General features: G+C 71.1%; 19 protein-coding genes. 10 read left to right on the top strand and 9 right to left on the bottom strand.

All coding sequences use genetic code 11. From position 1 onward, the window contains the following. Positions 1–26 precede the first annotated feature (26 nt). A complete protein-coding gene (locus AC3WRT_RS14180; protein WP_492722932.1) occupies positions 27–1,430 on the top strand; it encodes an alanine--tRNA ligase-related protein in 1,404 nt (467 codons plus the stop codon). Between the two features lie 16 nt (positions 1,431–1,446). On the opposite strand, the gene AC3WRT_RS14175 is transcribed toward AC3WRT_RS14180, so the two are convergent. From AC3WRT_RS14175 to AC3WRT_RS14160, 4 genes are all read right to left on the bottom strand, one after another. Then, positions 1,447–3,411 carry an acyltransferase family protein gene (locus tag AC3WRT_RS14175; protein WP_492722930.1) on the bottom strand — a complete coding sequence of 655 codons (1,965 nt, stop codon included), beginning with the start codon at positions 3,409–3,411 and terminating at the stop codon, positions 1,447–1,449. A gap of 198 nt (positions 3,412–3,609) precedes the next feature. Continuing rightward, positions 3,610–6,105: a hypothetical protein gene (locus AC3WRT_RS14170; RefSeq protein ID WP_492722928.1), complete on the bottom strand. Its 2,496-nt coding sequence runs from the start codon at positions 6,103–6,105 to the stop codon at positions 3,610–3,612. A 6-nt stretch (positions 6,106–6,111) separates the two neighbouring features. Further along, entirely contained in the window at positions 6,112–6,900 is a 789-nt protein-coding gene (locus AC3WRT_RS14165; RefSeq protein ID WP_492722927.1) for a peptidoglycan-binding protein, read from the bottom strand. A gap of 631 nt (positions 6,901–7,531) precedes the next feature. Beyond that, positions 7,532–7,999, bottom strand: a complete 468-nt coding sequence (locus AC3WRT_RS14160) for a P-loop nucleotide/nucleoside kinase family protein (RefSeq protein WP_492723032.1) — start codon at positions 7,997–7,999, stop codon at positions 7,532–7,534. Between the two features lie 250 nt (positions 8,000–8,249). Between AC3WRT_RS14160 and AC3WRT_RS14155 the strand changes: the two genes are divergently transcribed. Next, complete coding sequence (locus AC3WRT_RS14155) at positions 8,250–8,609, top strand: YciI family protein (RefSeq protein ID WP_492722925.1); 360 nt, start codon at positions 8,250–8,252, stop codon at positions 8,607–8,609. A gap of 69 nt (positions 8,610–8,678) precedes the next feature. Next, positions 8,679–9,788 (top strand): AI-2E family transporter, encoded by a 1,110-nt coding sequence (locus tag AC3WRT_RS14150; RefSeq protein WP_492722923.1) that lies wholly within the window; start codon positions 8,679–8,681, stop codon positions 9,786–9,788. A 24-nt stretch (positions 9,789–9,812) separates the two neighbouring features. On the opposite strand, the gene AC3WRT_RS14145 is transcribed toward AC3WRT_RS14150, so the two are convergent. Both AC3WRT_RS14145 and pdxY read right to left on the bottom strand, forming a co-directional pair. Further along, positions 9,813–11,081: an ATP-binding protein gene (locus tag AC3WRT_RS14145; RefSeq protein WP_492722921.1), complete on the bottom strand. Its 1,269-nt coding sequence runs from the start codon at positions 11,079–11,081 to the stop codon at positions 9,813–9,815. A 219-nt stretch (positions 11,082–11,300) separates the two neighbouring features. Then, positions 11,301–12,149: a pyridoxal kinase PdxY gene (gene pdxY / locus AC3WRT_RS14140; RefSeq protein ID WP_492722919.1), complete on the bottom strand. Its 849-nt coding sequence runs from the start codon at positions 12,147–12,149 to the stop codon at positions 11,301–11,303. Between the two features lie 53 nt (positions 12,150–12,202). Between pdxY and AC3WRT_RS14135 the strand changes: the two genes are divergently transcribed. The 4 genes from AC3WRT_RS14135 to AC3WRT_RS14120 all read left to right on the top strand — a co-directional run bounded on the left by AC3WRT_RS14135 (position 12,203) and on the right by AC3WRT_RS14120 (position 14,447). Further along, complete coding sequence (locus tag AC3WRT_RS14135) at positions 12,203–12,559, top strand: GntR family transcriptional regulator (protein ID WP_492722917.1); 357 nt, start codon at positions 12,203–12,205, stop codon at positions 12,557–12,559. Next, positions 12,556–13,515 (top strand): DUF1648 domain-containing protein, encoded by a 960-nt coding sequence (locus AC3WRT_RS14130; protein ID WP_492722915.1) that lies wholly within the window; start codon positions 12,556–12,558, stop codon positions 13,513–13,515. The genes AC3WRT_RS14135 and AC3WRT_RS14130 overlap by 4 nt, the downstream gene beginning before the upstream one ends. 133 nt (positions 13,516–13,648) lie before the next feature. Next, positions 13,649–13,972: a rhodanese-like domain-containing protein gene (locus AC3WRT_RS14125; protein WP_492722913.1), complete on the top strand. Its 324-nt coding sequence runs from the start codon at positions 13,649–13,651 to the stop codon at positions 13,970–13,972. Positions 13,973–13,985: 13 nt separating this feature from the next. Continuing rightward, complete coding sequence (locus AC3WRT_RS14120; protein ID WP_492722911.1) at positions 13,986–14,447, top strand: CD225/dispanin family protein; 462 nt, start codon at positions 13,986–13,988, stop codon at positions 14,445–14,447. Positions 14,448–14,483: 36 nt separating this feature from the next. Here the strand turns inward: AC3WRT_RS14120 and AC3WRT_RS14115 are convergent, their stop codons facing one another. Continuing rightward, positions 14,484–15,059, bottom strand: coding sequence for a hypothetical protein (locus AC3WRT_RS14115; protein WP_492722909.1), 576 nt, complete (start codon positions 15,057–15,059; stop codon positions 14,484–14,486). A gap of 380 nt (positions 15,060–15,439) precedes the next feature. Here AC3WRT_RS14115 and AC3WRT_RS14110 point away from each other — a divergent pair, with 380 nt between their 5' ends. Further along, positions 15,440–17,116 (top strand): phospholipase C, encoded by a 1,677-nt coding sequence (locus AC3WRT_RS14110; RefSeq protein ID WP_492722907.1) that lies wholly within the window; start codon positions 15,440–15,442, stop codon positions 17,114–17,116. Between the two features lie 54 nt (positions 17,117–17,170). Here the strand turns inward: AC3WRT_RS14110 and AC3WRT_RS14105 are convergent, their stop codons facing one another. Beyond that, entirely contained in the window at positions 17,171–18,031 is an 861-nt protein-coding gene (locus tag AC3WRT_RS14105) for an Fpg/Nei family DNA glycosylase (RefSeq protein WP_492722906.1), read from the bottom strand. 12 nt (positions 18,032–18,043) lie between these two features. Beyond that, positions 18,044–19,147, bottom strand: coding sequence for an App1 family protein phosphatidate phosphatase (locus AC3WRT_RS14100; RefSeq protein WP_492722904.1), 1,104 nt, complete (start codon positions 19,145–19,147; stop codon positions 18,044–18,046). Between the two features lie 90 nt (positions 19,148–19,237). Here AC3WRT_RS14100 and AC3WRT_RS14095 point away from each other — a divergent pair, with 90 nt between their 5' ends. Continuing rightward, complete coding sequence (locus AC3WRT_RS14095; protein WP_492722902.1) at positions 19,238–19,870, top strand: N-acetyltransferase; 633 nt, start codon at positions 19,238–19,240, stop codon at positions 19,868–19,870. 35 nt (positions 19,871–19,905) lie between these two features. Then, the gene (locus AC3WRT_RS14090) at positions 19,906–21,831 is read left to right on the top strand and encodes a penicillin-binding transpeptidase domain-containing protein (protein WP_492722901.1); all 1,926 of its coding nucleotides are present in this window, start codon (positions 19,906–19,908) and stop codon (positions 21,829–21,831) included. Positions 21,832–21,852: the final 21 nt, after the last annotated feature.

The following is a 21,852-nucleotide window of genomic DNA, read 5'->3' as shown; positions in this document are numbered from 1 at the left end:
CCACCTGGGGGTGTCGAATCGACGACATGGACGCAGACGAGATCCGCAGGGCGTTCCTCGAGCACCTCGAGGCCAAGGCACACGCGGTCATCCCGCGCGCCCGGCTGGTCCCGGACGAGGACCCGACGACCCTTTTCACGGGGAGCGGGATGCAGCCGTTGCTGCCCTACCTGCTCGGCGCGGAGCACCCCCACGGGCGGCGGCTCGTCGACAGCCAGACGTGTCTGCGCGTGCAGGACATCGAGGAGGTCGGCGACAACCGGCACACGACCTTCTTCGAGATGCTCGGCAACTGGAGCCTCGGCGACTACTTCAAGGGGGAGCAGATCCCGCAGTTCTGGGACTTCCTCACGCAGATCGTGGGGCTGGACCCCGCCCGGCTCTATGTGTCCTGCTTCATCGGGGACCCGGCACACGGCATACCCAAGGACGAGGATTCGGCGGCGATCTGGACGCAGCTCTTCGCGGCGGCCGGGGTCAGCACCGACCGGGTCGAGGTGGACACCGAGGAGCAGGCGGCTCGCGTCGGCACCGGCGGGGCGCGAATCGCCTTCTACGGCAGCAAGAACTGGTGGTGCCGTGAAGGGGCTGCCGAGAACATGCCCGTGGGTGAGCCGGGCGGCCCTGACACGGAGGCTTTCTACCTCTTCCCCCACGTCGAGCACGACCCGGCCTACGGCGAGCACTGTCACCAGAACTGCGACTGCGGCCGGTTCATCGAGCTCGGCAACTCCGTCTTCATGGAGTACCGCCGCACCGAGGACGGCTTCGAGCCATTGCCGCGCCGCAACGTCGACTACGGCGGTGGCCTCGAGCGGATCGCGGCTGCGGCGCTCGACAGCTCCGACGTCTTCCGGATCAGCCTGCTGTGGCCGATCGTCGAGCGGCTGCAGGAGCTGTCGGGGCGAACGTACGAGCAGGAGACGCTCGCGATGCGCGTCATCGCCGACCACCTGCGCGGGGCGACCTTCCTCGCGGTCGACGGCGTGCGGCCGACCAACAAGGCGCAGGGCTACGTCCTGCGGCGGCTCGTGCGCCGGGCCGTACGCTTCGCGGTCGACCTCGGCATCGAGGACAACTTCTTCCCGCACGTCGTGCCCACCGTCGCGGGGATCTACGCGCGCCACTACCCCGAGGTGTCGGCTGCCACCGACGAGGTCGTCGCAGTGCTCGCCCGCGAGGAGCACGTGTTCCGGCGCACCTTGCGGCGCGGGCTGGAACGGCTCGAGAGCCACCGGGTGAGTGGGCTCACGGGCGCGGACCTCTTCGCCCTGCACGACACCTACGGCTTCCCCGTCGAGCTGTCGGCGGAGGTGGCGCTTTCCGAGGGCATCCCACTGGAGCAGGGGTGGCGTGCGGCCTTCGAGGAGCAGATGGCGGCGCAGCGGGCGAGGTCGCGGGGGCCAGCGGTGCGCCGATCGGGTGGTTAGGGTCCGGTCGGTTGCGTCAGTCGCCGGAGCGCACGACGCATCCGGGCGCGGGCGACGCGCCGGCCGGGAAGGCCTGCGCCAGGGCGTCGGCGATGCGCCGGCCCCGCTCCACGTAGCCCTTCGTCGTGAAGTGGATGCCGTCGTCGATGAACCACGAGGGCCGCACCTCGGCCCGCCAGTCGTAGACGCGCATGGTGGGGTAGCGCGTGCACGCGGCGACGAGGGCGGCGTTCCACTTCTGCATCTCCTGGTCGTCGTACGGCCCGGACGTGTCGGTGGTGCGCACCGTCAGCCACAGCACGGGGTGGTTGCCGATGGGGCGCATGAGCAGGTCGATGCGCTCGGCGAGCGGCACGACGCCGCCGACGTACTGGTTCGCGACCTCGTTGGTGCCCATCGCGAGGACCCAGCAACCGGCATACCCCTCGCTTGTCCTCGACGTGACCGCGCTCTGGGCGTTCGGCTGGCCGTGGAACGTCTCGACGATCGAGCGCGCCCCGAGGATGTCGGGCACGAAGCGCGTGACGCCGACTCGCTTGTACTGCGCGGCGATTCCCGTGCTGGCACTGGGTTGGTATGCCGGGTCGACCAGCCCGACGGACGTCGAGTCCCCGACGTGGACGACTGCCGTGCACGACGTCCGCGTGGGCGCGTGCGAGGGCGTTGTGGTCGAGGGCGGCCGAGGGGTTGCCGGCGTGGGCGCAGGGGCGGCGCTCGGGGGCAGGGTCGGGTCGCCCGGGTCGAGCGTTTCCGGCCTCCCGCTGGTCCCGCCCCCGACCAGGGTGGCCGCGCTGAGCGAGGTGACGGCAACGGCCGCGAAGACGATCGACCCGGCGACGGCAGGCGCGGCGCGAGGCGGCTCCCCGGGTGCGGGGCGGGGCCGGCGGAGGGCGCGACGGAAGCCGCGGCGCCGGATCGGGTTCTCGATGAGGTTCCACGAGACCGTGGCGAGCAGCAGGGTCAGGCCCAGCTGCAGCAGGCTGCCGAGGAGGTGGCCGTGGCCGAGGACGCCGGCGCCGGCGAGGACCACGACGGGCAGGTGCCAGAGGTAGATGCCGTAGGAGCGCTCGCCGACCCAGCGCAGCGGCCGGGCGCCGATCAGGGGACCGAGCCGCGAGGCCGGGTGCGACACGACGGCGACGAGTACCGCGGTGGCGACCGCCAGCAGCAGGATGCCCCCGTGGTAGAGCGAGACGGAGTACTCGTCGGTGCTCGTCACGAGCGCGAGGATGACGGCGAGGCCCACGAGACCGGCGGCGTCGAGGGCCAGGCGACGCGACACGGCGAGCCGGCGCGGCAGCGCACCGGGGCGCCAGGCGAGAGCCACTGCCGCCCCTAAGAGCAGCCCTCCGGCGCGGGTGTCGGTCCCCTCGTACGCCCGGGTGTTGTCGAAGCCCGGGGAGGCGAGCAGCCACATCAGGACGAACGACGCTGCCGCGAGGACGGCGGTGAGGATCGCGACCCGGCGCAGCCGCCCCTGCATCAGCACCACGAGGGCGAGGAGGAGGACCGGCCACACGAGGTAGAACTGCTCCTCGACCGAGAGCGACCAGAGGTGGTCGAGAGGGCCGGGCCCCGAGAAGCGCTGGAAGTAGGACTGGCCCGCGGCGATCGTCTGCCAGTTGTTGACGTAGAGGAGCGCCGCCGCCACCTCCGCCAGGCGTTCGCCGCGTTCGTCCGGGCGGGTGAGGGAGGTGACGACTGCGACGACCGCGAGCAGCACCACGACGGCCGGCAGCAGTCGGCGGGCGCGATGCAGGTAGAAGCGACCGAGCCCCACCTGGCCGGTGTGTGCCCAGCCGGCGACCAGGACGCGCGTGATGAGGAAGCCGCTGAGGGTGAAGAAGATCCCGACGCCGAGCAGGCCACCACCGAGCCCCGGCACGCCGAGGTGATAGCCGACGACGGCCGCCACCGCGAGCGCTCGAACTCCGTCGAGCGCCGGGAGGTATGCCGTGTCGCGTTCTGTCGGTCTGGGCATGGAGGGGTCCGCGCAGCTCGCCGGGGCAACGGCCTCCCCGGATCCCAGCAGGCTAGGTCGACCTCGCGGTGACCCCGTGGAGGGTCGGCGCCAACCGGGTTTGGGCGATTCGACGCATACGCATCCGATGCGGACAACCCGTCCTTCCGGTGCCGGTGCGCTGCCCAAGCAAGGAGCAGGGGCGGTCGGGCTGGCGTCCTACGGGGACGCCTCGCCGGTGGCGGTGGCGATGGGACTCGCGCCTTCGCTGGGGGACGGCGCGGGCGTGGCCGCGTCCGAGCTGAGGTCCTCAGAAGTGGGCACGGCCGACCCCGTGGGTGACGGTTCGCTCGTGCTGCCCGGATCGGTTGCACCGCCTCCACCAGGCGAAACGGTGGTCGGTGAGACGGTGCCGACCGGCGTGGTGGCGCCGGTCGTCGGCGTGCCGCCGTCGGTGCTCTGGACGGTCGCCGTCGTCGGGCCGCCGGAAGGCGGGGTGGCCGGGTCGTCAAGGGTGAGCGAACCCCGCTCCTTCTCGATGATCTGGAGGATCTGCTCCTCGTAGGCAGTCAGTCGGTCCGCGATCTCACTGAGTGGCACCTCGGAGAGGTGGGTGCCGAAGTCCGCGATCTGCGCCCAGACAGCGGCGATCTCCTTGTTGCCTGCGTCGCTGAGTGGCCCGTCGAGCGTGACGAACAGCTGCGTCGCGAGCGCATACGACAGGCAGTTGACGCAGTCGTAGTTGACCGCGGCCGAGATGTTCTGCGGCACCGCGACGTGGTTGTCGCCGGTGACCAGCACGATCTGGAAGGCAACCGACACGGCGGCACAGTTGGTGCAGCTCGAGAACGCGTAAGCCTCGTTGGTGTTCAGCGCCGGGGAGTCGTCGTCGATCCAGATCAGCGCGAAGGCGACGTCGTACTGGATCGTGTTGTCGGTCGTGTTGACCGCCATCGCCTGGTTGTCGCCGACCCCCGGTGCCAGGGGCTTGTTGAACGGGAAGACCCAGGGCTGCGGCACCTCCGCAGCAGTGCCTTGAGGGGCGCCGGCAGCACCGCCCGCGTCTGCCCCGGTGCCCGTGGGTGTCGGCGTGGCGGTGTGGGTGCCGGTCCCACGGGGAACCAGGACCAGAGCCAGCTCCGGCTTCTCGCGAGTTGGCCGGGCATCGGCGTCCGCCCAGCCGGTGACGAGAGTTCCTCGCTGGCCTTCGACGAGACCGGTCGGCGCGCGGCGGACCGCCGCCGGCACGGGGATCGCGCGCGCCGCCTGCACGAGGGTGCCGCCCTCGTAGGGCTGGACCGGGCGGTATGTGTCTTCGTGCGGCCACCATGCCAAGGCCAACCCGGCGACGAGGGCTGCGGCGATGAGGCAGACGAGGCCGCGGTGCAGGGGCTTGCCCTCGGTGCGCCGGAGTGCCGAGGTGACGAGCTGGCGCAGCAGACGGGTGATGAGCACCGCGGTCGCCAGGATGGGGAAAGCCACTGCGAGGATGGCGAGTCCCCGCGCTGCGACCTCGAGCAGGTCGGCGTCGGACCAGGCTCGAGCGAGAAGAGTCGCCTGCGCGCCGACGCTGGCCCAGGCAGTGCCGAGCAGCCGCGGGAGCGTGATGACCATCGTGAAGATCGAGAACGCCAGCATGGGCACCACCACCAGCACCCACAGGGTCACGACGGCCCGGGCCCACGGCTTGAGGATGCGTGTCTCCGGGTGCTTCCACCGCCACGGCAGGACGCCGAGCAGGGTGGGCTTGATCCGGTGGAACAGGTCGGGGACTCCGGTGACGTCGGCGAGCACGTGGTAGCCGTCGAAGCGGACGAGCGGCGTCAGCTGGCGGACCATCTGGAGGATCTGCGTGGCCACGACGAGCAGCAGCGCGTCCCAGTGCGTGGCCCACCAGGCCCCGGTGATCGCGACGGTGACGATCGCGTTGAAGTACAGGCCACCGAGGTCGGTGCGGACGCGACCCGCGCGGCCCAGCCGGTAGGAGTCGGTGACGTCGGTGTAGAACGCCGGCCAGACGAGGTAGATGCCGGCACCCATGACACCGGGTGTCGCGCCGCCGCGTCGAGCCGCCGCGGCGTGGCCGAACTCGTGGAAGCCGGCCGACAGGATGGTGACCGCCACGACGACCAGCAGGAGGCCGGGCTTGTCGAATGCTTGGTGGGTCGCTGAGGCGAGGCCCTTGTGGAAGAGCACCCACCAGCTCACGCCCACGAAGCCGGCCAGCACCAGGGCCACGACGACCGGGTGGAAGAGCCGAGCGAAGGGTGAGGTCAGCCGACGTGTCTGCTCCGGGTCGCTGACGGCGTACTTGAACCTCAGGGCGAGCAGAGGGTTCGACTTCTTCACCTCAGGCTGAGAGCCGTCCTCCTTGGCCAGCAGTCCCAGCGGCCGCAGCTGCTGGTCCACCAGGCTGCGCACGTTGTCACCGGTGACGGTACGGCCGGATGCCGCGCTGACGCGCTCCCCGACCTCGTCGTAGGTGCGCCGGCCGTCGACCGTGGACAGCACGAGGTAGACCAGCGGGGTGAGCTGGAACGTCTGGCCGTCGCCTCGGCGGGCGAGAGCCGGCGGCTCGCGGTAGCCGGACCCCACCATCTCGCCGATGAGCTCGACGCCGTCCGCACGAACGGCCGCGCCCGACGCGGTGGCGACAGGACGCGACGACGTGATCTCGTCGTCGCGTCCTGTCGAAGCCCCGGGAAGGACCGCCATGAGCCCCTACTGCTTGATGTCGGAGGTCTGGTCCGACGTCGCCTCGGCGGAACCGGTGATGTCCTGGTTGATGATGGCGTCCTGCTGGGAGACCGCTATCGCGTCGCTGTCCACGGAACCGACATTCGCGCCGACCGCCGCGTCGATCGGAGCGGCCACGTTGGCGTTCGCCGCGACCGCGCCGTTGATGGGGGCCGCAACATCCGCGTCCGCGTCGACGTTGACGTCGACGTTCAGCAGGTCACCGTCCAGCAGGCCCCCACTGGTGACGCTGCCTGCCGTGTCGCCCACCGTGCCGGTGGCCCCGTCGACCGCACCACCGACGCCGTCCGTAGCCCCGTCGACGGTGTCGCCCACGGTCCCGCTGTCGACCCCGGAGGCGGTTTCAGCCGGCGCCGTGGTGGTCTCCGCGGAAGGAACCGCGCTGGTCGCGTCGCCGGCACCCGTCGCGGTGCCCGAGCCGACGACGTCGTTGCCCTGGTCGAGGCCGCTGTCCTGCACCGAGTGCGCGGTGGCGTCGGCGTCGATGCCTTGGTTGATCATGACGCCCTGGTCGCTGAGTGCCTGCGCGGTCGAGTCGGAGGACAGGATGTTCGCGCTGACCGCTCCGTCGATGGGAGCGGCAACATTGGCGTTAGCCGCCACGGCCAAGTCGATGGGGGCGGCCGCGTCGATGGCGAGGTTGATGTCCGCATTCAGGTCGAGGATCGAGACGACCTCCTTGTCCGGCAGGGCCGTCGCGCTCTCAGCGGCGAGCTCCTCGGGCGAAAGACCGACGGGCAGGTTGTCACTCATCGCGGATCTCCATTCTGGCGAAAGACCTTCAGGACGTCGGACGCGTTCATACCCCGACTCTTATGTCCGCGAACGCGCCTTTCCAGCGACAGCCGGCAGTCAGTCCAGAGGGCAACTTCCGCAAAGGCCGGCTCGGGTCATCAAAGACGACCAGAACCTTTGTGCCGCCGGTGGAGCAGCCCCAGATGGGCCCTACCTGCAGCGACGTAGCGGGTTCCAGAGAGGACTCTGGCAGGCCCGAGAGCCCCGCTTGGCGGCCTTTGAATCGCTGACATTCAGCCGCACGAAGTAGTCGTGGTCGTCGTCACGACATGCGGACCTGAGCGACAGCTACGCGTACTGCTCCTGGTGCAGCGGCTCGCGCCCTGATCGTTCGGGAGGAGCGCCGCGTTCGGCTCGGGTCCTGAGCCCGCGGAGCATCCCCGTTGCCATGACGTAGTCGGCGGGGACGACGGCTCCGGCGTAGAGGGCCGTGAGCCACCAAGGATCGGAGCGGCCCCGCGCCCGCAGGCGAACGAGTCCTCGCGCGCATCCAACCCGGTATGCCGGCTAGACCGTCTGGGCCGAAGGGCGCCCATGCCGCCGACTGCATGCACATGGAGTCTCCTGGCATCGCCACCAGCGCCCCGCGTCAGGTGACAGACGGCGGCCAGCGATGGCTGCGCCACTCGTCCCACGTCGTGAACCCCACCGGTGGCTCGTCAATGGGCTCACTGCCGTCCAGCTCACCGACCGTCGGGACGTCGATCTTCGCCGCCCACTCGACGAGCTCTTCATCGCTCATGTGCCAGGTGGTGTGTGCCGCCTCAGCCAAGCGCTGATCCAGTCGCCTCCGCTGCTCGGCCGGGGCCAGTTCGAAGTAGTGCATCTCCACGCGCGCGCCGAGGTCTGCTGCCGCCTGCCGCAACGCGGAGCGCTCGTCCCGGCCCCAGAGTCCGTAGTCGAGCACGACGCTGGTGCCGAGCTCGAGGACGCGCAGCCCGATCTGGACGAGCCGACCTTCGATCACGTCCTGGACCGACGGCGGGTTGTCGTGCCCGTACAGGGCCTTCACCCATTCGTCCTTCGTGAGGCGAAGTGCTCTGTGCTCGACCTCCATGCGCCGCGCAGCAGTGGTCTTCCCGGTACCCGGGAGCCCCACGGTCAGGAACAGCGTCGGTTGCCTCATCCTCACTCCCCATCCACAGCGAAGGCCTCATCTTCGCTGACGTGCGCGCCTGCAGCGCGCTCCCCCGCGATGCCGAGTCGGTGCCATAACGTGCGGGACGAGGGTGTCGTATTTGTCGGTCGCCGTTCGTGTAGTAGGCAAGACGCGGGCCAACGGGGTCCGACAGAGCAAAGGAGCAGTCGTGGCCGAGTATCTCCTCTACTTCAACCAGCAGTGGGTGGGCGACCACTCCGAGGAGTGGTTCCGTGGGCGCGGACCGCTCGCCATGGCGGTCGTCAACGAGATGAAGGCTGCCGGCGTGTACGTGTTCGCCGGGGGCCTGGAGGAGGAGGAGGACCCGGTCTACAACGCCGACCCCACCGGCGGTCCCGTGATGATCACGGACGGGCCCTACGTCGAGACCAAGGAGTTCCTGGGCGGGTTCGCCATCGTGGACGTGGCCGACGACGAGGCAGCCAAGATGTGGGCGGGCAAGATCGCTGAGGCGTGCGGCTGGCCCCACGAGGTTCGCCGCTTCAAGTCCCAGCCACGGGTCGACTGACCACCGCCGACAGCGAGGTCCGGGTCCGTCGGGTCGGCGCCGCATACGCCCAAGTGCTTGGCGCCTCCCGTGTACGGGTACTGGCTCGCCGTGCAACAACGACGCGTCCCGTATCGTCTCATCGCCACCACCATCGGCATGGTGGTGCTGACCGCCCTCGGTCTGCTCCTCGTCTACGAGGTCCGACGAGTCCTCGTCTGGATCGTCGTCGCCCTCTTCTTCGCGGTGGCGTTGTATCCGGTCGCGAACTTCCTGGAGCGTCGCTATCCCAGGGCCCCGCGGTCGGTGGCCACGCTGTTGGTCTTCCTTGCCGTCTTCCTCGTCCTTGCCGCTCTTGCAGCGGTTTTCGCCGTGCCACTGGCGCGCGAGGCCACCGACCTCGCCGGCCAGCTACCGAAGCTCATCGCCGATGCGCGCGCCGGCCGAGGACCCGTCGGCGGGCTGCTCGACCGGACCAACGCGCTCGAGTGGGTGCAGCAGAACCAGGCCCGCATCAGCCAGTACGGTCGCAGCCTGGCCACCCCGGCACTGGGCCTCGCGAAGGCGGCAGCCACCACGGTGGCGGCGGTCGTCACGATCTTCGTCCTGGCGTACCTCATGGTCCTGGAGGGGCCCAAGGCCGTCGACGGTGCGCTCGGGCTCCTGGGTGACCAGCGTCGTGCCGAGCGGGTCCGAACCGTGGGCCACGACTGCGCCAAGACCGTCACCGGCTACCTGTCCGGGAACCTCTTGATCAGTGTCATCTGCGGGGTCCTGACCTACATCGTGCTCAAGGTCCTCGGCGTCCCGTTCGCGGGCCTCATCTCGCTCTTCGTCGGGATCGCGGACCTCATCCCGCTGGTCGGCGCCACCCTGGGCGCGGTCGTGGCGCTGGCCGCTGGGTTCCTGCACTCGGTCACCGCCGGGATCGTCGTGCTCGTCTTCTTCGTGCTCTACCAGCAGCTGGAGAACCACCTGCTCCAGCCGGTCATCCTGTCGCGCACTGTCAAGCTCAACCCCTTGACCGTCCTGCTGGCCATCCTCCTCGCCGTGGAGCTGGCCGGGATCCTCGGCGCCCTGCTCGCCATTCCGGTGGCCGGCATCATCCAGACGATCGCCCGGGACGTGTGGGATCACCGCAACGGAGGAATCAAGGCCGAACCCACCATCGGGGAAGACCGTCAACCTGCGGACGCCTGAAGCGCCCAGGGCTCGGCGGATCCGCTAGGACTGGGTGCGCAGGTAGCGGCCGAAGTGCGGCACGGTGAAGGCGATGAGGCCGCGCTCCCCGGAGTAGATGAGCCCTTTCTTGATGAGCGCGTCGCGGGCCGGCGAGAGGGACTGCGGCTTGCGCCCGAGCACGTCGGCGACCGCGGAGGTCGGCACCGCCTCGCGCTCGGTCACCCCGTCGCGGACGTATGCCGTCGCGTCGCCGTTCGCAGCCCCCGCCTCCAGAGCGTCGCCCCCCATGCCGGACGGGTCGACGAGGGCCGCGTCGGCCATGGCCCGGAGGTACTCGCGCTCGGCCGGCGTGGCCCGCTCGAAGCGGGACCCGAAGAAGCCGACGGCCAGCTCCGACTCTGCCTCCGGCACGGCGACGCGGATGTCCTCGGCGGTGACGGGCGAGGTGGGTGCGACGTCCCAGACGACCTTGCCGTACGCCTGGATGAAGTAGGGGTAGCCGGCGGTCACGGCATACATCTCGTCGAGCGCCTCGCGGGTGAACTCGCACCCCTCCTCCGAGGCGGGCCCGACGAGCGCGCGGTCGGCGGCCTCACGCGGGAGCCGGTCGATGCGCGAGTAGCGAAAGAGCCTCTCGGAGTAGGACTTCGAGGCCGACAGCACCGCCGGGAGGTGTGGCAGACCCGCGCCGACGACAATCACCGGCAGGCCCGACTGCGAGATCTCGTGGCAGGCCGCGCAGAGCGCCGACACGTCCTCGGGGTCGAGGTCCTGCATCTCGTCGATGAAGAAGGCGACGCCCTTGCCGACGTCGGCCGCGAGGCCGCCGATGTCGGTGAAGAGCTCGACGAGGTCGATCTCGATGTCGCCGGAGTCGGCCCGACCGGTGAGCGCGGGGACGTCGATGCCGGGCTGCCACCGGTCGCGCAGCTTGGCGCCGGTCGGTGCGTCACGCAGCACGAAGGCCTTGATGATGCCGAGCACCTGATCGACGTCCTCGGGGCGCGGGTGGCCGAGCTCGCGCACGGCCTGGTGCGCGGCCGCAGCCAGCGGCCGGCGCAGCCGCTGGTCGGGTCGGGCCTCGAGCTTGCCGGTGCCCCAGTCCGCGCGCACGGCCGAGCTGCGCAGGGCGTTGAGCAGGACGGTCTTGCCGACGCCGCGCAGGCCCGTCAGCACGATCGAGCGCTCGGCCCGGCCGCGCGCGATCCGCTCGAGCACCACGTCGAAGGTGCGCAGCTGCTCGTCACGACCGGCGAGCTCGGGCGGCCGCTGCCCGGCGCCGGGGGCGTAGGGGTTCGTGATCGGGTCCACGCTCGGAGGCTATACGGCTCTCTACCGTCGATCCGAGACATCCGGTCGGCGCCGCTTCGGCGCGTCGCGCCAGCGCACCGACATGCCGGTCCTCAACGGAGAGAGAACATTTGACTCGCATTCCACCGAATCACGGCATGAAAAACGCCGTTCCGCACGGTCAGGGGTGGTCATGCGGAACGGCGCGTTGCGACTATAACGCGCCGCAGACTGTCCGCGTCAACTGATGGCCGAGATCTCGAAGACTTCGTCGGGGTGCGCGATCGCGTCCTGCTCCGCGACGAGCAGCATCTCCTCGGACCCGCTCGCGTGCGTCCGCTCGAGCACGGCATACATCGTGGCGGCCGTCCGGCTCAGCGCCACCTGCGGACCGTCGGTCAGGTAGTGCGCGAGGAAGACGGCGGCGGTCACGTCGCCCCCGCCGCGGACCGTCATGGGCAGCATCGGCGTCGTGACGACCCACGCGTCCTCGGCCGTGACGCACGCCATCTCGATCGACTCCGCCGGGGTGTCGGACGTCAGGGCGCTCGTCACGAGCACGACCGACGGCCCCTGCGCCACGAGCTCCCGGGCGGCGGTGACGAGGTCGCCTTGCGTGGTGACCTCGCGCCCCACGAGGAACTCGAGCTCGAACTGGTTCGGCGTGACGATGTCGGCCTTGGGCACGACGTGGTCACGCATGTACTCGGGGATGCCCTCGCGGACGAAGAAGCCGCGCCCCACGTCACCCATGACGGGGTCGCAGCAGTAGACGGCGGCGGGGTTGGCCGCCTTGACGCGAGCAACGGCGTCGAGGACGACCTCACCGACCGCCTCGGCGCCCTGGTAGCCGGACAGCACCGCGTCGATCGCGGGGAACGCGCCGCGCTCCTGCACCCCGTCGATGACGGCGGCGACGTCGGCCGGCGCGATGAGCGGACCGCGGGTCGTGCCGTAGCCGGTGTGGTTCGAGAAGGTCACCGTGAGCACGGGATACACCTCGTGGCCGAGCCGCTGGAGGGGGAAGACCGCGGCCGAGTTGCCGGCGTGGCCGTAGGCGACGTGGGACTGGATCGACAGGATCTTCACGGACCCACCCTAATGGGTTGCCAACACAGCATAGTTCTAGTCATAATCGAACTATGTTGTGGCAGATCGACCCCACCTCACGCACCCCCCTGCACGTCCAGGTGGCTGCCTGCGTGCGTCGCGAGATGGCGTCCGGACGCCTGTCGAAGGGCGACCGCCTCCCGTCCGCGAAGGAGGTCGCCGGCATCCTCGACGTCAACCTCCACACGGTGCTGCGGGCCTACCAGGCGCTGCGCGACGAGGGCCTGATCGACCTGCGGCGTGGCCGCGGCGCCGTCGTCACCGCCGCCGACCCGGCCGGTGACGCGCGGCTGCGCTCGATCGTCGCCGAGCTCGTCGCCGAGGCGCGCCGCACCGGCACGACCCCCACCGACCTCACCCGACTGATAGAGAGCGAGTTCCAGCGATGACCATCGACCGCCGACCCACCCACGCCCTCGTCGCGAGCGCGGTGCTCGCGCCCGCCGTGGCCGCGTTGGGCACGGCCATGGCGTATGCCGTTCGCGACCGTCTGCCGGAGCAGCTGGCCGTGCACTGGGGCGCGGACGGCCAGCCGGACCGCTGGCAGTCCTTCACGCCGGCCGTGCTCACCGCCGCCGTCATCACCACGGTCATGCCGCTCGCCCTCGTCGCCCTGGCCGCCTTCATGCACCGCTCGGCCCGGGGCCCTGTCGCCGCCGTCGCCGGAGGCCTGGCGGTGTTCCTCGGCGGCCTCCTCTTCGGCGGGCTGCTCGCCCAGCGACCGGGGCAGGTCCCGCAGGCGTTCCCGCCCCAATGGACGGTGCCGACCCTCGTCCTGACCGCGCTCGTCGGGGTGGGGCTCTGGCGCTGGGGGCGCACGACACCACCCGAGGTGACCGGCGCCCGCCAGCCCCTGCCCGCCGATGCGGCACGGCTCGACGTCGCGCCGACCACCCGCCTCGCGTGGACCGGTCGTGCGAGCCTGCCGGTGGGACCGACGACGGCTCTTGCGGTTGTCGTCGGCCTGCCGCTCGTCTGGGTCGCGCTCGCCGGGTTGCCCTGGGTGTGGCTGCTGGCCCTGGGCCTCGGCGCCCTGCTGGCCATCACCCTCTCGGCGCGCGTGACCGTCGACGCGTCGGGCCTGCGCGTCTCGAGCGCCGGGTTGTCGTGGTCCCGTGTGCCGCTCGAGCGCGTGGCCTCGGCCGGGACGACGAGCGTGTCGCCGCTGCGCGAGTTCGGCGGGTGGGGCTGGCGCCTGGCCATGGACGGACGTCGCGGCTACGTCACGCGCGCCGGGGAAGCCCTGGTCGTGCACCGCATCGGCGAGCCCGACGTCGTCGTCACCGTGGACGACGCCGACGAGGCGGCGGCCGTCCTCAACACGCTCGCGGCCCGCACTCCCTGACCCGACACTCGCTCACCGACCGGCGACTGTTGTTCGCCACGGCGCGCCTCGGGCGACGTTTCCCCCGCGTGCCACGGGCCTTCACCGACGAAGGGTCGTCGGTCGACGTCGCCGCCGTGTCAGGATGGAAGCCATGAGCACCATCCCCACGACGACCGTGTCCGAGCTGCCCGACGACGCCGTGCTCGTCGACGTCCGCGAGGCCGACGAGTGGGCCGCGGGTCATGCGCCCAACGCCATCCACATCCCGCTCGGCGAGCTGCCCTCCCGCATCGACGAGCTGCCCGAGACCGACGACACCGTCGCCGTCGTCTGCCGCATGGGCGGCCGGTCGGCGCGCGCCGTCCAGTGGCTCGTGCACCAGGGCTACGACGTGGCCAACGTCGAGGGTGGCATGGTCGAGTGGCAGCGCGCCGGCAAGCAGCTGAGCGGCAACGGGCAACCCAGCGTGATCTGACCTGCGAGGGACCATGAGCGACAGGAATCCCGGGGACGTCCCGGACCAGCCGGACCCCATGACCGACACCTGGTCGGCCTGGCTGCCGCGTCTCGACCCTCCGACGCCCCGGCTCCCGCAGGCCGCCGGGCCGCCCGAGCCCGTGATTCCTCAGCCCCAGCCACCACCGACCAAGCCTGCGTATGCCGTGTCGCCGCCGTGGGCGCCGCCCGTGCCGCAGGCGTACCGGCCTCCGCCGCCGACCCGCCTCCTGGCCGCCATCCTCTGCACGCTGTTCTGCTTCATGCCGTTCGGCATCGTGGCCATCGTCCGGGCGATCTCGGTCCGCCCGAAGTGGGCCCAGGGCCGGTGGGACGACGCCTACCGCGCGTCACGCTCGGCGAAGACCTGGTGCGTGCTCGCCGCTCTCGTCTGGCCGGGCAGCGCGCTGTTCTTCGCGTGCTCGGGGATCGTCGGGTTGGCGTTCCATCACTGAGCGACCGCCGCCCGGACTCGCCTTGAACAAGCCTCGTCAGGTCACCGGGATGGTCGCGGGTCGGGTGCAGATGAGGGCGTCACCCTCCGGAGCCGTCGAGGGTGCCTGGACGACCCCGCCACCGACAGCCGCCGGGCGAGCCTGAGCAGCACCACGGTCGTCGACCTGCACGCAGAACTGCCACCGCTTCACACCACGGTCGATCGCGGCCCGGGGCGCCGTGAACGAGTCGCCCGGCACGTCCAGCGTCAGCGGCCACGCGGCATACGCACTCCCGCTGATGCTGGCCCCGGCAGCGATGACGTGACCGCCCATCGCCGGGGCGGCCGCGAACCGGACGTTCGGCGCCGGCGCGAAGCCCTGCTTGCTCACCCGCAGCACCCCGGACTGCTCGTAGACCCAGGCATGCTTCGGGTCGACATCGTTCGGGAGGACGGCGCTGCCGAGCTCGGCCGGGACCACGTCGTAGGCGAGCACGGGCTTCGTGCCGGTGTTGGTCAGGGTGTAGTGGAGAACCTGCCCCGGGGTGGCCGCGATGCCGGCACCGGTGGCCGGGACCTTCGGCGGGGCCGGCGACATCGTCACCTCGAGGCGCACGCCCCCCTGCGTCACGACCTGCACCGACGAAACCGGCCCGTCCGCGGAGGTGGGCGTTCCCGGTGAGGGCTTGGCCTCCCCGCAGCCGCCAGTGAGAACCGCTCCAAGAGCAAGCGCGGCAAGAGTCATCGGCTTCAGTGGCTTCATGGTCGGGAAGACAATCACGGCGGGCGGATCGTTGCAGCCCGAGCCGTATTCGGGTGTTTCTGAGCGTCACCTGCACGTTGCCATGGAGCCCGCTGGAGGTACTGCCAAGCCGGGGCGCGTTTTGGGCAAACACTGTTCAAACCACCCGTGCGGGCCTCCCGCGCCGCCGTCCGCGGGCGTATTTTGGCCCCAGCCCTGGAGGCGATGCGCCAGTCACGCCCGGCCGCCCGATGGTCAGAGGAGACCTGATGAAACGTTCCGTCCGCCTCGCGCTCGCCGGCGCCGGCGCCGCCGCCCTTCTCGTCCCGGTCGTTGCCACCGCAGGTACCGTGAGTGCCCACCCGGCGCCGCACCGTCCCAGCCCCGCCTCATCCCGGACCTCGACGCCGATAAAGCACGTCGTCGTCATCTTCGGCGAGAACGTGTCGTTCGACCACTACTTCGCGACCTACCCCCAGGCCGCCAACATCCCCGGGGAGACGTTGCAGGGTTCGACGACACCCGCTCCCCGCTTCACCGCGTCGCCGCGCACCCCGCGGGCCATCGCCACGCTGGCGCACGACCGCCTGCTCGCGCCGAACAACCCCAACTCGATCCAGCCGCAGCGCCTCACCCCGGGCCAGGCCGTGACCTGCGACCAGGACCACACGTACACGAATGAGCAGAAGGCCTACAACTCCGGCGCCATGGACAAGTTCGTGGAGTTCACGAGCAAGGACGAGTGTGCCGCCCCGACCTACGGCCGCCCCGGCCTGACGATGGACTACTACGACGGCAACACCGTCACGGCGATGTGGAACTACGCCCAGCACTACGCGATGAGCGACCACGCGTTCAGCACGACCTTCGGTCCGTCGACGCCCGGCGCCATCAACCTCGTCTCCGGACAGACCCACGGCGTCAAGGAGTACAACGCCGACGGCACCCCGGCGACGACCCCGGCCGCCGGCGACTACACGGTGCGCTTCCCCGATGCGAAGGGTGTCGGCACCATGACCGGCGACCCTGACCCCGTCTACGACGACTGCTCCAACAACAGCCACACGAAGAGCTTCACGCTGGCCGCGATGACGGGCCGCAACATCGGCGACCTGCTCAACGCCAAGAAGGTGTCGTGGGGCTGGTTCCAGGGCGGCTTCACGCCGACGACGGCCGCATCCGGTGGTGCCCCTGCAGCCTGCATGACCTCCCACACGAACGTCGCCGGGGTCGCCTCGACCGACTACAACCCGCACCACGAGCCCTTCCAGTACTACGCGTCGACGGCGAACCCGCACCACCTCCCGCCGGCGAGCGCGGCCGAGATCGGCCATGACGGGCAGGCGAACCACCAGTACGACATGACGGCCTTCGACCAGGTCGTGGGCACCGACAACCTGCCGGCCGTCAGCTTCCTCAAGGCCCCGAACTACCAGGACGGGCACGCGGGCTACTCCGACCCCATCGACGAGCAGCACTTCATCGTCAAGGAGATCAACGCCATCCAGAAGTCGAAGCACTGGAAGGACACCGCGATCGTCCTGGCCTACGACGACTCCGACGGCTGGTACGACCACGTCGCCGCCCAGGTGAAGAACGCCTCCAACACCACCGACGACGCCGCCTTCTGCACCGACGCGGCCGCCTCCGGGGTGCCGATCGCGCAGGGCTACCAGGACCGCTGCGGCCCCGGCCCGCGCCAACCGCTCGTGGTCATCTCGCCCTTCGCGAAGACGAACTTCGTCGACCACAGGCAGACCGATCAGGCCTCGATCCTGCGCCTCATCGAGGACAACTGGAACGTCGGCCGCATCGGTGACGGCTCGGCCGACGCCTGGGCGAACTCGATGCGCCACCTCTTCTCGTTCGACGCGTCGCCCGCACCGCAGGTGATTCTCGACGAGACGCGGGGCACGGTGGTCTCGGTCAACCGCAAGCACCGCTGAACCGCACAAGGAGGGCGCGCCGGGTCACCCGGCGCCCCCTTCTTGCGTCCGGGCCTACTTGAGCAGCCGCGACATCCGCCGGTCGGCGAGCGGCTTGCCGCCCGTCTGGCACGTGGCGCAGTACTGCAGGGACGTGTCGGCGAAGGAGACCTCGCGCACGGTGTCGCCGCACACGGGGCACGCCTCGCCGGTGCGGGCGTGCACGCGCATGCCGGCCCGCTTGGCGTCCTTGAGCTCCTTGGCCGGCTTGCCCGACGCCGTCGCGACCGCGCTCTCGAGCGTGTCGCGCAGGGCGGCATACAACCGGTCGACGACCTCGGGCCCGAGCGAGCCCGCGATCGCGAAGGGGCTGAGCTTCGCGACGTGCAGGATCTCGTCGGAGTAGGCGTTGCCCACGCCGGCGATGAACTCCTGGTCGCGCAGCAGCCCCTTGATCTGGGTGCGCCGGCCGTCGAGCATCGAGCGGAACTTCTCGAGCGTGAAGTCGTCGGCCATCGGGTCGGGGCCCAGGCGCGCGATGCCCGGGACCTCGGCCGGGTCCTTGACGATGTAGGCCGCCAGCGACTTCTTCGTGCCGGCCTCGGTCAGGTCGAAGCCCGAGCCGTCGGACAGCCGGACCCGCAGCGCGATGGGCGACTTGCCGGGGCGGACCACGGTGGTCGGCAGCTGTTCGGACCACCGCAGCCAGCCGGCCCGCGCCAAATGGAAGACGAGATGGGTGCCGTCGGCGTCGATGTCGAGGAACTTGCCGTGGCGGTGGACCCCGTCGACCGGCGCTCCCTCGAGGGCCTGCGGCGGCGGGTCGAACGTCTTCAGGACGCTGAAGGACGCGAGCTCGACCTTGATGACGGCGAGCCCGGCCGTCCGCTCGGCGAGGAAGTCGACGAGCGCCTGCACCTCGGGCAGCTCAGGCATGCGGCCAGTCTGTCATCCCGCGCCGACCGAACGGCCCGGACGCGAAGGCTGCTCCTCGTCGGCGACCGGCTCACCGACCTTGCCGGACTCGTCGAGGATGCGGAGCATGGCGTGTCCGTCGGGCGCCGAGAAGGTGGGCACCGACCGGGCCGCCCACGGGCGGCTGGGCGCGTCGAGCTTGATCGGGTTGGAGAGCACCTGCTCGGTGGGCGAGAGGTGCCGGATGCAGATGGCGTCGACGCGGTCGGGCCGCGCCTCGGCGAAGTCGGCGTAGATCTGCGGGTCGTGCTGGCCGTCGTCGCCGACGAGCAGCCACGTGATCTCGGGGAAGTCTCGGGCCAGCCGGTCGAGGCTGGCCCGCTTGTGCGCCTGGCCGCTGCGGAACCACCCGGTGTTGGTGGGTCCCCAGTCCGTCATCAGCAGCGGGCCGAGCGGGAAGCCGTTCTCGAGGAGGAACCGGGTCAGGGTCGAGGCGGTGTTCCACGCCCCGGTGGAGACGTAGACGATCGGCGCACCGGGGTGGGCCGAGAGGAAGCGGCGGTACATCGGCGCCATGCCGAAGACGGCCCGGCGGGCCTTGCCGCGGCGCACGAAGGTGTTCCAGGCGGCCAGCATCGGCCGCGGGAGCATCGTCGTGATGACGGTGTCGTCGATGTCGCTGACGATCCCGTGCCTCACGCCGTCGGCCACGATGAAGACGTCCGCCGGCACCGGCTCGGCGCCCCGGGCCCGCACGACGACCTGCTGCCAGCCGGGCTCGAGGCCGTGGTCGTGGGCGACGAGGTCGATGTAGCCGCTGCGGTCGGAGCGGCCGAACACCTCGCGCTCGCCGATCGTCACGCTGACGGGCACGCCGCTGGCGTGGGCGGTCAGGAACACCCGCCAGCCGCGCTCGTAGTGCGCGGGCACGAGGGCGCCGGTGGCGTCCTGCCGGCTCGGCGGGCCCGCCTGCCCCTTGCGCTGCAGCAGGATCCGGGCGAAGACCCGGACGAAGGACGTCGACCCGTAGCCGATGTGGGTCACGACCTTGTTGCTCCACCCACGGCCACGCAGGACGCGCTCCACCTGTCGGTTGACCGAGTCCTCGACGATGGCGGCCGCGTGCGGTCGTGACATGGCCACAACCTACCTGCCGACGCCGCGGGCGGGTGTCAACAGGCGGACCCCATCAGGCGGCGGTCGGGGTCGGCGGGTTTGATGGACGGCGTGCATCCCATCGGCGACGTCCTCAGCAAGGCCGCGGCAGGCGACTTCCCCGCCGTCGACGGCGGGTGGCAGCGTGTCGGGCCCTGGCGGCCCGGGGTCGAGGGCGTCGTCGCCTTCACCGGCCACGCGTACCTCGCCGTCGACGACGACGTGTCCGACGGGACGCTGGGCTCGCTCGGGCCCGACGGCTTCGGCGGCGCGAGCAACCCGCGGGTCGTCTCGCGACTCGCCGGCTCCGGGTGGATCGACGCGCTCGACATCGTCCTCGTCGCCCGCGGGACCGGCGGCGAGCCGGCCCTCGTGCCGCGCAGCGACCTGCGCAACCACCCGCGTGCACAGCACGCGACGTCCGTCCGCAGTGACGTCACGGCGTTCGGGTATGCCGCCCCGGACGACCACACGCTCGTGACCCTCTCGACGGGGCTCGGCGCACTCCCCGAGGTGGGGCTGGAGACCGACCCGGCCAAGGAGCACGTGGGCGCCGACGTGGTGCGCGACGCCCTCACCCTCATCCCGGAGGGCGACGTGGTGGTGGCCGCGTGTGCTCCCGGCAACGCCCGCGCCCTGCGCGCCTTCCTGTCGGCTGGCTTCGAGCCCGTCGCCTCCGTGCAGCTCTGGCGTCCCGACCGCTAGCCGGCATGCCTCACGGGGGCACGTACGGTGGGGCCATGCTCAGGGGATCTCGCGCCAGGACTCTCGTCGCCGTCTCGCTCTCCGGTGTGCTCGTCAGCACGCTCGGCGCCGGCTGCTCGCTCTTCTCGTCGCCACCCGTGCCGGACGACACCGCCCGGGCGCTCGCCGCGGGGCTGTCCACCGCCGACCTCGGCGCCGTCACCTTCAAGGGCACCACCCCGGCCAGGGCGACCGCCTTCGTCAAGGCGGCCTACAAGGACCTCGGGATCCTGCGGCCACAGGTCACGCTGGGCAAGGTCAGCCACGGCGAGGGCTCCGACCGCGCCACCGCGACCCTCGAGACCCGCTGGGACGTCTCGAAGTCCCCCACGGACTGGACGTACGAGACGACGGTCGACCTGAGGCTCGTCGACGACCGCTGGCAGGTGGCGTGGACGCCCGGAGTCGTCGCGCCCCAGCTCACCGCGGACGAGACGCTCGACCTCGTGCGCAAGTGGCCCCAGCGCGCCGACATCGTCGACGCCTCGGGCGGCAGGATCATGACGGAGCGCGAGGTGGCCGCCGTCGGCATCGACAAGACCCGGGTCCCCGGCGCCGAGGCCACGGCCTCCGCCAAGAAGCTTGCCGCCCTGATCGACATCGACCCCGCCCGCTTCGCCGCGAAGGTGGCCGCGGCCGGCTCGAGGGCCTTCGTCGAGGGCGTCACCCTGCGCGAGAGCGACCCTGTCCTGCAGAAGAACGGCGCGGCGATCGCGAAGGTCAAGGGCGCGCTGACGGTGCCGGCGATGCAGGTGCTCGGCCCCAGCCGTACGTGGGCGTCGCCGATCCTCGGCACGGTCGGTCAGGCCACCGCCGAGCAGATCTCGGCCTCGAAGGGCACGCTCCAGGCCGGCGACACCGTCGGCCAGACGGGCCTGCAGTACCGCTACGACGCGCGCCTGCGCGGCACGCCCGGCCTCGCGGTGCAGGCCGTCAAGCGCGGGGCCGACGGCAGCGCGCTCGACAAGCGCGAGCTCTTCGCCGAGGCCTCCACCGACGGCGAGCCGCTCACGATCACCCTCGACCCCAAGGCCCAGAGCGCGGCAGAGGCTGCGCTCGCCACGCAGACCGCACGGCCGACCGCCCTCGTCGCGGTGCGCGTGTCCACCGGCGAGGTCCTCGCGGCCGCCGTCGGACCGGGCGCGAAGGGCTCGACCCTCGCCCTCGCCGGCAAGCAGGCCCCCGGCTCCACGTTCAAGATCGCCAGCTCGCTGGCCAACGTGCGCAAGGGCGCCACGGCGGCGACCAAGCTGCCGTGCACCGAGAGCCTGACCGTCAACGGGCGCCGGTTCAGCAACTACACCGACTACCCCAAGGACAAGCTCGGCGACATCCCGATGCAGACCGCCCTCGCCTACTCGTGCAACACGGCCTTCATCAGCCAGTACTCCAAGGTGAGCCAGGCCGACCTCGTCGCCGCGGCGCAGTCGCTCGGCATGGGCGAGAAGCTCGACCTCCCCTTCACCGGCTTCCTCGGCTCGGTGCCTGCCACCGACGACGTCGTCGAGCACGCGGCGTCGTTCATCGGCCAGGGACGCGTGGAGGCCTCACCCCTGACGATGGCCCTGGTCGTCGCCTCCGTCATGAAGGGCCAGACGGTGCGCCCCCAGCTCGTCGCGGGCGCCCCTGCCCTGCCCGAGCCGGCGACGCCGCTCGCCGCGTCCGAGGCCGACGTGCTGCGCCAGGAGATGCGCGCCGTCGTGCAGGAGGGCTCCGGCAAGGTCCTCAAGCCTCTCGGCGTGGAGTACGCCAAGACCGGCACCGCCGAGTTCGGCACGAAGAACCCGCCGGACACCCACGTCTGGATGGTCGCGGGCCGCGGCGACATCGCGATCGCCGCCTACAACGAGGTGGGTGACAACGGCGTGACGGGCGCAGCGCCCTTCATCATCGGCTTCCTCAAGGCCTACGACCTCCGCTGACGGGGGGCGCCCCACCCCACC

Source organism: Terrabacter sp. FW104-15G4B (assembly GCF_058790095.1).
The sequence above is the reverse complement of the archived record's forward strand: the minus strand, read 5'-3'. Positions and strand labels throughout refer to the sequence as shown.

What these genes read in the sequence shown, in the direction of transcription:
- AC3WRT_RS14180 (WP_492722932.1), top strand. Translation starts at nt 27, where the DNA reads ATGGACGCAGACGAGATCCGCAGGGCGTTCCTCGAGCACCTCGAGGCC.
- AC3WRT_RS14175 (WP_492722930.1), bottom strand. Translation starts at nt 3,411, where the DNA reads ATGCCCAGACCGACAGAACGCGACACGGCATACCTCCCGGCGCTCGAC.
- AC3WRT_RS14170 (WP_492722928.1), bottom strand. Translation starts at nt 6,105, where the DNA reads ATGGCGGTCCTTCCCGGGGCTTCGACAGGACGCGACGACGAGATCACG.
- AC3WRT_RS14165 (WP_492722927.1), bottom strand. Translation starts at nt 6,900, where the DNA reads ATGAGTGACAACCTGCCCGTCGGTCTTTCGCCCGAGGAGCTCGCCGCT.
- AC3WRT_RS14160 (WP_492723032.1), bottom strand. Translation starts at nt 7,999, where the DNA reads ATGGAGGTCGAGCACAGAGCACTTCGCCTCACGAAGGACGAATGGGTG.
- AC3WRT_RS14135 (WP_492722917.1), top strand. Translation starts at nt 12,203, where the DNA reads ATGTTGTGGCAGATCGACCCCACCTCACGCACCCCCCTGCACGTCCAG.
- AC3WRT_RS14130 (WP_492722915.1), top strand. Translation starts at nt 12,556, where the DNA reads ATGACCATCGACCGCCGACCCACCCACGCCCTCGTCGCGAGCGCGGTG.
- AC3WRT_RS14125 (WP_492722913.1), top strand. Translation starts at nt 13,649, where the DNA reads ATGAGCACCATCCCCACGACGACCGTGTCCGAGCTGCCCGACGACGCC.
- AC3WRT_RS14120 (WP_492722911.1), top strand. Translation starts at nt 13,986, where the DNA reads ATGAGCGACAGGAATCCCGGGGACGTCCCGGACCAGCCGGACCCCATG.
- AC3WRT_RS14110 (WP_492722907.1), top strand. Translation starts at nt 15,440, where the DNA reads ATGAAACGTTCCGTCCGCCTCGCGCTCGCCGGCGCCGGCGCCGCCGCC.
- AC3WRT_RS14105 (WP_492722906.1), bottom strand. Translation starts at nt 18,031, where the DNA reads ATGCCTGAGCTGCCCGAGGTGCAGGCGCTCGTCGACTTCCTCGCCGAG.
- AC3WRT_RS14100 (WP_492722904.1), bottom strand. Translation starts at nt 19,147, where the DNA reads ATGTCACGACCGCACGCGGCCGCCATCGTCGAGGACTCGGTCAACCGA.
- AC3WRT_RS14090 (WP_492722901.1), top strand. Translation starts at nt 19,906, where the DNA reads ATGCTCAGGGGATCTCGCGCCAGGACTCTCGTCGCCGTCTCGCTCTCC.